The sequence below is a fragment of the Bradyrhizobium sp. LeoA1Lang genome (genome assembly GCF_055413685.1).
This window is the reverse complement of the sequence record NZ_JBVAPG010000047.1, coordinates 43687-54243: the sequence shown is the minus strand read 5'-3', so window position 1 is coordinate 54243 and position 10557 is coordinate 43687. Positions and strand designations below refer to the sequence as shown.

The 10557-nt window shown below is 58.7% G+C and carries 8 protein-coding genes and 1 pseudogene; 2 read left to right on the top strand and 7 right to left on the bottom strand.

Annotation, left to right across the window (positions count from 1 at the left end):
• Positions 1 to 103: 103 nt before the first annotated feature.
• From ACZYOF_RS17880 to ACZYOF_RS17870, 3 genes are all read right to left on the bottom strand, one after another.
• Positions 104 to 1297, bottom strand: a complete 1194-nt coding sequence (locus ACZYOF_RS17880) for a TonB-dependent siderophore receptor (RefSeq protein WP_463716570.1) — start codon at positions 1295 to 1297, stop codon at positions 104 to 106.
• A 150-nt stretch (positions 1298 to 1447) separates the two neighbouring features.
• A complete protein-coding gene (locus ACZYOF_RS17875) occupies positions 1448 to 2740 on the bottom strand; it encodes a PepSY-associated TM helix domain-containing protein (RefSeq protein WP_463716569.1) in 1293 nt (430 codons plus the stop codon).
• Between the two features lie 268 nt (positions 2741 to 3008).
• Complete coding sequence (locus ACZYOF_RS17870) at positions 3009 to 4220, bottom strand: ABC transporter substrate-binding protein (RefSeq protein ID WP_463716568.1); 1212 nt, start codon at positions 4218 to 4220, stop codon at positions 3009 to 3011.
• A gap of 160 nt (positions 4221 to 4380) precedes the next feature.
• Between ACZYOF_RS17870 and ACZYOF_RS17865 the strand changes: the two are divergent.
• A pseudogene (locus tag ACZYOF_RS17865) lies at positions 4381 to 4649 on the top strand (SAM-dependent methyltransferase); the annotation flags it as partial.
• A 299-nt stretch (positions 4650 to 4948) separates the two neighbouring features.
• Positions 4949 to 6844, top strand: coding sequence for a peroxidase family protein (locus ACZYOF_RS17860; RefSeq protein WP_463716567.1), 1896 nt, complete (start codon positions 4949 to 4951; stop codon positions 6842 to 6844).
• 356 nt (positions 6845 to 7200) lie between these two features.
• Here the strand turns inward: ACZYOF_RS17860 and ACZYOF_RS17855 are convergent, their stop codons facing one another.
• The 4 genes from ACZYOF_RS17855 to ACZYOF_RS17840 form a co-directional block, all read right to left on the bottom strand.
• Positions 7201 to 7800 (bottom strand): hypothetical protein, encoded by a 600-nt coding sequence (locus ACZYOF_RS17855; protein ID WP_282528832.1) that lies wholly within the window; start codon positions 7798 to 7800, stop codon positions 7201 to 7203.
• Positions 7801 to 8132: 332 nt separating this feature from the next.
• Positions 8133 to 8366, bottom strand: a complete 234-nt coding sequence (locus ACZYOF_RS17850) for a hypothetical protein (protein WP_282528833.1) — start codon at positions 8364 to 8366, stop codon at positions 8133 to 8135.
• Between the two features lie 120 nt (positions 8367 to 8486).
• Positions 8487 to 9896, bottom strand: a complete 1410-nt coding sequence (glnA, locus tag ACZYOF_RS17845) for a type I glutamate--ammonia ligase (protein WP_130583903.1) — start codon at positions 9894 to 9896, stop codon at positions 8487 to 8489.
• 150 nt (positions 9897 to 10046) lie between these two features.
• Positions 10047 to 10385 (bottom strand): P-II family nitrogen regulator, encoded by a 339-nt coding sequence (locus tag ACZYOF_RS17840; protein ID WP_011441447.1) that lies wholly within the window; start codon positions 10383 to 10385, stop codon positions 10047 to 10049.
• Positions 10386 to 10557 lie beyond the last annotated feature (172 nt).

The following is a 10557-nucleotide window of genomic DNA, read 5'->3' as shown; positions in this document are numbered from 1 at the left end:
ACTGCTGATGCATTGCGATTGATGGCCTTGACACGAACCATCCCATGTGAGGTTCTGGCTGGCTGGTTACCCGCCTCGATACGCCGCCCTTCTCAGGCCGTCATCACCCAGATTCCGCCATAGCTCGGAACGGGTCGGCCGAGAACACATTCGCGTAGACGGAACGATAGATGCCGTCGACGTGGGCATAGCGCAGGTTCTGGGTGAACTTCACTGCGTCGTTGAAGCTGTGCTCGAAGAGGCTGCTGATGGCACCGGTTTCGGTCTGATACAGATCTGTGTTAGGATCGCCGACGAAACGGTTGCGCGGGATGTAGCCGTTGATGCTGGGCAGAAGCGTGCCTTCGCGCGGCAGGAAGCCGTTGGTGGTGCCGGTCCGGTCCTTCTGATAGACGCCGAGCACGGTCCAACTCGTGTTCGTCGTCGGTCGCCAGGTCAGCGATGGCGCCAGCAGGATGCGATCGTCAGGGACGAAATCGACCTGGGTGTCGCTGTCACGGAACAGGCCGACGAAGCGATAAAGCCATTCGCCGTCCTTGGTCAGCTTGCCGGTCGAATCCATCTGGACCTGCTTGCGGCCGAAATTGTCGAAAGACACGCCGATTTCGTTGTAAGTCTCGGCCCGCGGACGCTTGGAAATCAGGTTGACGAGACCCGCGGTGGACGTGTCGCCATAAAGCACCGATGCAGGTCCGCGGAACACCTCGATGCGCTCGAGCATATAAGGATCGGCGCGCCACTCGTTGAAGTTATTGCGGTTGTTCACCCGCGTACCGTCGAGATAGACGTTCGGGTCCTGACCGCGAACTTTGAAATAGTCGTTACGTGAATCGACGCCGCCCGGCTCGGCGAATACACCAGGCACGTACCGCAGGCTTTCCTGGATGTTGGTAACGCCCTGATCCCGGATCCGCTCGGCACCGACGACGGAGATAGACTGTGCCGTTTGGCTCAACGGCGTGTCGGTCTTCGTGCCGGTACCGCTCACCGTCGCGAGGTAGCCTTGCACTGGACCTGTGGCAGTCTCTTGCGTCGAGGCAGTGCCGGGGGTGACTGCAGCGGCGGCGGGACGATTGGCGGCGCGTGTCGCGTTGCGTCGCGCGGCTGACCGGGCAGACTGAGAGCGTTGTGGACGGACGGCAGATCGCGGTTTCGCTTGTTCGACAACGACCGGCGGCAACTGAGTGGACGCCTGCCCAAAAGCAGAAACGTCGAATGCTAAACTCGCAAACGCAATGGTCGACGCCCCAAAGAGATATCTCGCGTTTTTCATCACCGCCACACCGCCCCAGTCCAACTGATACTGCTGAGCAGTCGTAACAACGGTGGTAATGCGTCGAAAGTGGATTCAGACTTTATTCCGAGATCTAGAACTAGAAGAACTCCAGGTGGAACGTTCGGACGGGCCGATCCAGCTATCAGGCAAACTACTGACGCTCCCGATGCATCACTCTGCTGCGGCGAGCACCTGCTGCGCAGAACGGCTTTGGCTCTTCGCTCTTGCTGCCAACCGGGCGCGACGTTTGCGATACCAAATCACGACGCCGGTCACCGACAGCGCGGCTACGACGATACCCATCAGCGAAATAAGGCTTCGTCCCGGCAGTCCGAGAATACGTCCTGAATGCATTGGAAACTGTGCCTGGACAAAGATGTCGGCCGCTGTGCCCTGCCACGGCACGCGCGCACCGAGCGGGCGGCCGTCCTGGCCATCGTAATACAGCTGCGCCGGGCCGACGCCACCGGCACCATGGTCGTCTCCGGGACGGAAGAAGCTGGCGCTGTAGATGTCAAACTGTCGGGCGTAGTAAACCGCGCCGACCGGTTCGGTCCAACCACGACTTCGTCCGTCCGCTTCGCCCTTTGCAATGATATCCGCGAACGACAGCTTTGGTTCGGCCGGCTGATCGAGTGGTGCAGGCGTGCGCAATTCGTATGGCGTCGGCGTGTAGTTCGACACCGTCTTCATGAGCGGCGAGAACACTTCGAAATAGAGATTGAGCGAAAAGGCCGTGAACGCAATGACGAGGAGCAGGGCCCACGTCCACAGGCCGAAGGCCCGATGGATGTCGAAATTGATGCGGTAAGCACTTCCCCTTGTCTTGATGACCCAGGCCGGCTTCCATCTCGCCCAAAAGCCGCGGTCAAGCTGGCGCGTTACGACTGCGGATCTGGCGGTATTGCTCCTACGACGCGCGGGCAGCGTCAGGTAGAAGCTGACAAAGCAGTCGAGAGTCCAAATGATGGCAATGATGCCAAGCAGGCGTGTGCCCCAGCGATCGCTGCCCCAGAACTCGGGAATGTGAAGGGTATAGTGCAACTTGTAGAGAAACGAGACAAAGTTTTCCCGCGTTACAGGCCATACCGCGCCCCAGTAACGACGGCCGAGTTCTTCGCCGGTCGCAGGGTCGAGAAACACCTGATTGTAGTCCAGCTCAAACCGCTTTCCGCTTGCCGGGTCGATTTGAGGTTCCACGAAGAACGACAAGGAGTCTCCGGCTTCTGGCGTTGTCAGGAGGTAAGTGACACGCGCCCGCGGATCACGATCCTCGATCAGCTTTGCCAGTTCTGTGGACGGTCTGGACGGTCCCGGCGTCCTTGCCGAGGTGAGGCGGCTGTTGAGCCATTCGTCGAGGGCATGGTCCCAAGAGATCACCGCACCCGTAACACCCGAGAAGAACAGAAACGCGGCGGTGATGAGGCCCGCCCAGCGGTGGATAAGTCCGAACGCAGCTCGCATTTTCTGGTCTCATTGCCCTTGGTCAGGAACAGCAGCTCAACGCCCGAAACCGAGTGGAACGCTGTGAAGGTTCACGGAGCTCCTTGGTCCTAAACCATCCAGGGTTGATGTCCAATACGACTGCTTCTTTGAACTTCTCCAGTGTGGGATTCGGCCGCGTGGTTCCGGCATGATGATGCGTTGGTCAATCCGTACGAATAAGGTCCACCGCGATCGATTGCGGTGGACCTGAACGATTTTGCGGTACAGTTTGCGGGGGCTGCCCGAATTACTTCTGGGCCGTGACCATCGGGCAGGCGCTGCTCGAGAGCGGCGGAAATGCATCCTTGCCCTCAACGGTCGCCAGGATCCGGAAGACATCCGAAGGGTCGGACACCTCGCTCGGCTTCTTGACCTCGGCGAGGTACATGTCGTGCACCATCAGGTTGTCGGCGCGAAGCTTGCCGTTTCGCGCGAAAGCGTCGTTGAAGGTGCGGCCTTGCAAATCCTTGACGACGGCGGCCGGATCCTTGGTGTTCGCGGCCTGGACCGATTTGATGTAGTTCAACGCGGACGAATACACGCCCGCCTGCATCATGCTCGGCGGTTTTCCCATCTTGGCGGCATAGCGCTTTGCGAATTCGCGCGTCCGGTCATCCATGTTCCAATAGAATCCAATGGTCGCGAGCAAGCCCTGCGCGCTCTTCAGGCCAATGCTTTGGATGTCATTGACGTCAATCAGCAGCGCGATCATCTGCTGGCCGCCGCTGGTGAGGCCAAATTCCTCCGCTTGTTTGATGCCGTTCTGAGTGTCCGCGCCGGCGTTCGCCAGTGCGATGACTTTCGCGCCCGAGGACTTGGCCGTCAGGAGGACCGAGCTGAAATCTGCGGTGTTGATCGGATGCGGCGCGTGCCCCAGTGACTTCCCTCCGCCCTTGGTCACGACTTCCGTCACATCGCGCTCGAGCGCATGGCCGAATGCGTAGTCCGCAGCAATAAAGAACCACGTGTCGGCTCCACGTTGGAGCAACGCTTTCCCCGCCACGTTCGCGAGTGCGTAGGTATTATATGTCCATTGGATGAAATTAGGAGAACATAGCTTTCCACTCAGATCCGCGGAGCCTCCCGCGGACGTGATGAACATCTTGTTTCGATCCTTGGCGAAGTTCTGGACCGCAATACAGACTGATGACACCGGCACGTCGAGGATGACGTCGACGCCATCCTGATCATACCATTGGCGCGCAATGTTCCCGCCGAGATCCGGCTTGTTCTGATGATCAGCGGAAATCAGTTCGATCGGTTTGCCCAAGGCGCTGCCGCCACACTCCTCGATCGCCAATTGCGCGGCCGCCACCGATCCCTTGCCGCCATTGTCTGCGAACAGGCCATTCATGTCCGTCAGGACACCGAACTTTAACGGCGTATCTCCCGCGGCGCGGACAATCGCCGGCGAGAAGACTGTGGCACCAAGGCCAGCAAGAAATGTGCGCCGTTTCATCTTTTCACTCCCTTTTTTGTTTTGCGGCAGTTTGCGTTGTCACTCACAGTTCTGCAAGTCATCCGTCAAGGGAAAGCAGAAGCAATCCACATAAGCGCCATCAGTCGCGCTGCTTTGACGCAACCGATCCGATGAGCAACAGAGGTGAGGGCGACTGAATGAAGCCGGCAAGGCCGTCGCCGAGATGCGCTGCGTCGTTCGATCAGGCGGCGTGGTCGCGGCAACGGTGTGGGATCATCTCGGTGGCGTGCCCGGCATGCGCATGATGGTCGACACGGCGGCGGCACTCAGCGAAGCCGGGCGCGGGCTGCGGGCTCGCTATTGCTTCCAACCGATGATGCAGCCCGGCGAAATGAAGAGGACGTTTGGGGTCTCGTGGACATAAGGGAAGTAGAGCTGATGATCCGCATGGATTATGTCAGCTTCGACAAGCGATGCTGGATTCGAAGGCCGCGTTGTAAAAGCTCCATTCTTCATTGGAGTAATTCGGTAAGAAAGGTTGCCACTCCGCTGGAGTAAACGGACGAGTTCGGCGCGACCCTTCGCACGGGCTCGCAATCGACCTACTCCTGGCGAGCCTTGGATCGCTCGATATTATCATTGTGCAGCGGCGCCGAATATCGTCACTCAACTGCCGCCTGAACGTCACAATGGATCATCAAAGCGTCATTTCCTGAGCGGCCAATGAGCAGGAGCTGGGGCTATACACTCTACAGGGAGGGTGAGCCATGGCACTGGAATTCCGTACCCTCGACTTCCGCACCATCGACGGCTCCAACAACAATCTTGCCGATTCGACCATGAATCAGGCCGACACCGACTTTGCTCGGGTGGGGCCGGCGCATTTCGCCGATGGGTTCAACGAAATGACACCGGGGCCGAACCCCCGCGAAATAAGCAACATTGTCGTGGCGCAGGCGGACACCGGGGAGCAAGGCCCGCATTTGATGGACGACGCCGGCGTAGCGCTATCAGGCATGATGTATGCGTGGGGCCAGTTCATCGATCATGATCTGGATCTGCAAAAGCAGGGCACAACCACGGATATCTCGATCATGGTCCCAGCTGATGATGAGTTTCTGCCGGCCGGCAGTACCATCCCGTTGACGCGCGTAGCCATCGATCCTGCGACCGGTGTTGCCGGGCATCCGGCAACTGCCATCAACACGGTCACAGGTTGGCTGGATGGATCGCAGATTTACGGATCCGACGCTGCCACCGCAGCGAGCCTGCGGACCGCCGACGGTCATATGAAGATGTCGGCGGGGCAAAATCTGCCAATCGTCGAGACCGACCAGGGCAAGGTCTTTGCGGCCGGTGATGTGCGGGCGCAGGAGAACCCCGACCTGACGGCCTTGCAGGTCTTGTTTGTGCGCGAGCACAATTATCAAGTCGATCGCCTGCACGAGGAACATCCGCATTGGAGCGGCGACAGGCTGTACGAGACGGCCAAAGCCATCACCACGGCCGAGATGGTCAACATCACCTATAGCGAGTTCCTGCCACATCTGCTGGGTAAAGACGCCATTGAGCCGTACCACGGCTATGATCCTACGGTGGACGCGCGAATCACCGAAGAGTTTGCAGGTGCCGCGTTTCGCTTCGGTCACTCGATCGTCTCCGACGAAATCAGTGCGATCAGCAATCTAGGTGCCTTCACATCCGAGCAGACGCTGGCGGAATCGTTCTTTGAAGATACGGCGACGTTCAACGCTACGGGTGCAGATGGCTTGCTTCGGCATCTGTCGGGGGACCTTGCGAATCTGCTGGACGCCCGCATTGTCGATGGCTTGCGGAACTTCCTGGTCGATCCTCCGGACGGTCTCGATCTAGCGGCGATCAATATCCAGCGCGGCCATGATCTGGGGTTGGGCACACTGAACCAGACCCGGGAGGCGCTGGGACTTGCGCCGTATACCAGCTTCGATCAGCTCAGCTCTGATCCGAAGACGGCAGCGGCGTTCGAGAAAGCCTATGGTTCTATCGACACCGTCGATTTGTGGGCTGGTGGATTGGCAGAGGATCATGCTGAAGGAGCCATCATCGGACCGACCTTCGGCAAAATCATCGGCGATCAGTTCACTGCATTGCGCGACGGCGATCGGTATTATTTCGAGAACCAGAACTTCGACAGCGAGACCCTGCATGAGATCAAGGGTACCACCCTGTCGGACTTGATCCTGCGCAACACCGATACCACGGCGATGCAGAGTGATGCTTTCGTTGCCACCGAGCGGCACAGCGGCACCCTGGGAGGAGTAGATCCGACCGGACAAGCGGCGGCCGAGGGCATGGCGCAGCTGGTGGTCGGATCAGCGGGCAAGGACACCCTGACCGGCGGGGATCTAGATGACACTTTGGTGGCAGCGAGCGGTCATGTGTCCATGACCGGCGGTGACGGTGCCGACACCTTTGTGTTCAACCTTGACTATCTCAAGGGCAAACACAACACCGCAACCATCACTGATTTCGATCCGAAAGTGGACAAGCTGCAACTTTTGAACGACGAATACGTCAAAATATCCTCCGACCATCACGGTGGAACACTGCTGCAAGTCGGCAACGAAACCATCGACTTGCTGGACGTCAAGCCGAATGAATTGCACCATCGAGACTGGGCATAAGACCAAAGGCCGCGTCGCCCTAAGTGGGCGGCGCGGCACCTCTCAATTGGTGAGATGACTCACCGTTTTTCGCATAGCGACGGGACCAATCGTGTCGCGTCCAGCACGGCGATCCAGCTAGCGATGATCATAGCCTCACAATTGCAATCCCTTGGTCGATAACGTCCGCGTTAGGACAAAATGCGAAGAACTCAGAGTGACCAAATCTAGTCCGCTCTGCCCACCAAGCGGACCGCAATGAGAGGTGTCGCCGCTTCGCTGATGGGCACACGACGAGGGTCAGCGTGCGCTCCGCAACCAACCCATCGGAAGCACTTCCAGCTGCCCGTCAACTTCAGCTATGCGTTTGGCTAGGCTCAATCACTGGTGGAGTTGCGTGGTTGGCCAGAGCACCGATTTCGCTCGGCGCGCTCTTGACCGCGACGTATTCGGCTGGAACGCGCATTTTGGGTCGAAAAGACGTCAAACCGCGAGTGCGCCCGAGTCGAAACCACGGCACGTCTGAACAGCAACTTCAACCGCGCGATCCGGTCACGAACCCATCGCCAGATCTCGGACGACGTTACCCATTCATGAAACCTGAGCCAGTTCCGATACAGGATCGCGAAGGCCGGAATCTGCATCAAGCGGTCACGCGTCAATCTGAAGAGCCGCTCGACCAGGGTAATCTTCAGAATTTCGCCTACCGCGATGGTCAGAGCGCCTTCTACAACATGGCCTGCGGAGACAAGAAACGCACCGATCGGCTTCACCGGTTCAAGGATGACGACTGGGACGGAAAAGAGAGCAAGCGCAGGGTACGGACGCAGGCTCGCGATCCAGGTGTTCAACGGACGCAGAATTTGGAGCCTTCCGATCCACGCTGATAGGGGAAGGGCCACTGATTCAAACACCACATCGGCGACGAAATAAACAGTGACGAGGACATAGCCCAGAAGTTTTAGTGCGCGCTTCATGGAGGTTGCTCCTCACTATAAAACGCAAGTGCTAGAAAAACAGTTCCGCTTTTTCCGAGGTCTCATGGGTAAGCTACGATGACTTTTCTCGTCCGTCGGGAATCGGTCAGGTCTTCATGCTGATCGCGAGCGCAACGGGATCCTGCGCCGGCAAGGTATTACACAAGTCGTTCTTGAAAATTGCCATCTCACCGAATGTAGGTCGGCTTCGGGTCACGACGGCAATGCGCTGGTTAAGCAGAAGATTCCGTTTGGTCGTCAGAAGCCGACATCTACGCCTTATGAGTACACGCATAGTTCGTAGTCCAACGAGCTACCGCGAAAATAGTGTCTTATGGAAGCTCTTTGACGTGGCCACTGCTATCAACAACGAGCGATACGACTTTGCCGTTCTTCGTGGCCTTGAAAGTAGTAATCTTTCCGGATTTCATTTCCCGGATTTGCGAATAGCCCTCGCGCTCGAGCTTCGCTGCAATCTCCTCCAGGCTCAGGCCATAGGCAGCCGAGATGGCGCCAATCATCGCTATGGCGCAAAGGGCGGGTTGATAGATTGATCGAGCCAGCATCAGTTCATCCTCTCGAATCCATCGTCGGGAAAGTCACGGACTGGTCCGGTCGCCTCACTTCGCCAAAACAAAAAGGCGCCCCGTGTGGAGCGCCTTTCGCATTGTTGCGGCAGTGAAAACTCACTGCGAATAGTACATGTCGAACTCGACCGGGTGTGGGGTCATTTCGAAGCGCTCGACTTCGGTCATCTTGAGTTCGATGTAGGCGTCGATGAAGTCGTCGTCGAACACGCCGCCGGCCTTCAGGAACGCGCGGTCCTTGTCGAGGTTTTCCAGCGCCTCGCGCAGGCTGCCGCACACGGTCGGGATCGACTTCAGCTCTTCCTTCGGCAGGTCGTAGAGGTCCTTGTCCATCGCCGGGCCCGGATCGAGCTTGTTCTTGATGCCGTCGAGGCCGGCCATCAGCATCGCCGCGAAGCCGAGATAGGGGTTGGCCATCGGGTCGGGGAAGCGGACCTCGACGCGCTTGGCCTTCGGCGAAGCCGTGTAGGGGATGCGGCAGGAGGCCGAGCGGTTGCGCGCGGAGTAGGCGAGCAGCACCGGCGCCTCATAGCCCGGGACCAGGCGCTTGTAGGAGTTGGTTGTCGGATTGGTGAAGGCGTTGATCGCCTTGGCGTGCTTGATGATGCCGGCGATGTAGGAGAGGCAGGTCTCCGAGAGGTCGGAGTACTTGTTGCCGGCGAACACCGGCTTGCCTTCCTTCCAGATCGACTGGTGGACGTGCATGCCCGAGCCGTTGTCGCCGTAGACCGGCTTCGGCATGAACGTGGCGGTCTTGCCGTAGATGTGCGCAACCTGGTGGATGCAGTACTTGTAGATCTGCAGGTGGTCGGCCATCAGCGTCAGCGTGTCGAACTTCATGCCAAGCTCGTGCTGGGCGGAAGCGACCTCATGGTGATGCTTCTCGACCTTGACGCCCATCTTGGCCATGGCGCCCAGCATCTCCGAGCGCATGTCCTGCACCGAGTCCTGCGGCGGCACCGGGAAGTAACCGCCCTTGGTGCGGATGCGGTGGCCCAGATTGCCGCCTTCATATTCGGTGTCGGAATTGGTCGGCAGCTCCGAGGAGTCGAGACGGAAGCCGGTGTTGTAGGGATTTGCGGAGAAGCGCACGTCGTCGAACACGAAGAACTCGGCCTCGGGGCCGACATAGACGGCGTCGCCGACGCCCATCGACTTCACCATCGCTTCCGCCTTCTTGGCGATGCCGCGCGGATCGCGGTTGTAGGGCTCGCCGGTGGTCGGCTCGAGCACGTCGCAGGTGATCACCATCGTCGTCTCGGCGAAGAACGGGTCGATCGTCGCGGTGACGGGGTCGGGCATCAGGCACATGTCGGACTCGTTGATCGCCTTCCAGCCGGCGATCGAGGAGCCGTCGAACATCGTGCCTTCGGCGAAAATGTCATCGTCGATCATGCCGACGTCGAAGGTCACGTGCTGCCACTTGCCGCGCGGATCGGTGAAGCGAAGATCGACGTATTTGACGTCGTTGTCCTTGATCGATTTCAGGACGTCTTTGGCGGTCTTCATGAGTATCCCTTTTGACTTTGCGGGTCGGTTTCCAGGTGAGCGACGTTGTTCTCGCTTGGGCCAAGTTCGCGCGATGATACAAACGAAATCAGGCCGCCAAAGGCAGCCTTATTCTCTTCTAGGGTCGCAAGATTTCGGATAGCACCGGGCTTAAATAGCGTCCAGCCCGGATTCGCCGGTCCGGATGCGGATCGCTTCCTCGATATTGGAAACGAAAATCTTGCCGTCGCCGATGCGGCCAGTCTGCGCCGCGCGGCGGATCGCATCGATCGCCTTCTCGACCAGGTCGTCGCCGATCACGATCTCGATCTTCACCTTCGGCAGGAAGTCGACGATGTATTCCGCGCCGCGATAGAGCTCGGCGTGACCCTTCTGCCGTCCAAACCCCTTGGCCTCCGTTACCGTGATGCCCTGAAGTCCGACTTCCTGAAGCGCCTCTTTCACCTCGTCGAGCTTGAACGGCTTGATGATGGCTTCGATTTTCTTCACTGAGGGCCTCCCGGGCATTTCCAGAATACAAAGTGCAGGTTCGATGCGCGTGGCGCAATCAGTTCGATCCGTCAACTCCCGGCGGAGCCGGAAACGCCCCTCACGGCCATACAAGGCGGCCGTCCTGAGCGGCTTCCTCAAAAGCAGGGTCTATGCCAAGTTATAAATGTCC

Excerpts from the sequence above, each read along its gene's own strand:
- ACZYOF_RS17875 (WP_463716569.1), bottom strand. The coding sequence starts at position 2,740 with ATGCGAGCTGCGTTCGGACTTATCCACCGCTGGGCGGGCCTCATCACC.
- ACZYOF_RS17870 (WP_463716568.1), bottom strand. The coding sequence starts at position 4,220 with ATGAAACGGCGCACATTTCTTGCTGGCCTTGGTGCCACAGTCTTCTCG.
- ACZYOF_RS17860 (WP_463716567.1), top strand. The coding sequence starts at position 4,949 with ATGGCACTGGAATTCCGTACCCTCGACTTCCGCACCATCGACGGCTCC.
- ACZYOF_RS17855 (WP_282528832.1), bottom strand. The coding sequence starts at position 7,800 with ATGAAGCGCGCACTAAAACTTCTGGGCTATGTCCTCGTCACTGTTTAT.
- ACZYOF_RS17850 (WP_282528833.1), bottom strand. The coding sequence starts at position 8,366 with ATGCTGGCTCGATCAATCTATCAACCCGCCCTTTGCGCCATAGCGATG.
- glnA (WP_130583903.1), bottom strand. The coding sequence starts at position 9,896 with ATGAAGACCGCCAAAGACGTCCTGAAATCGATCAAGGACAACGACGTC.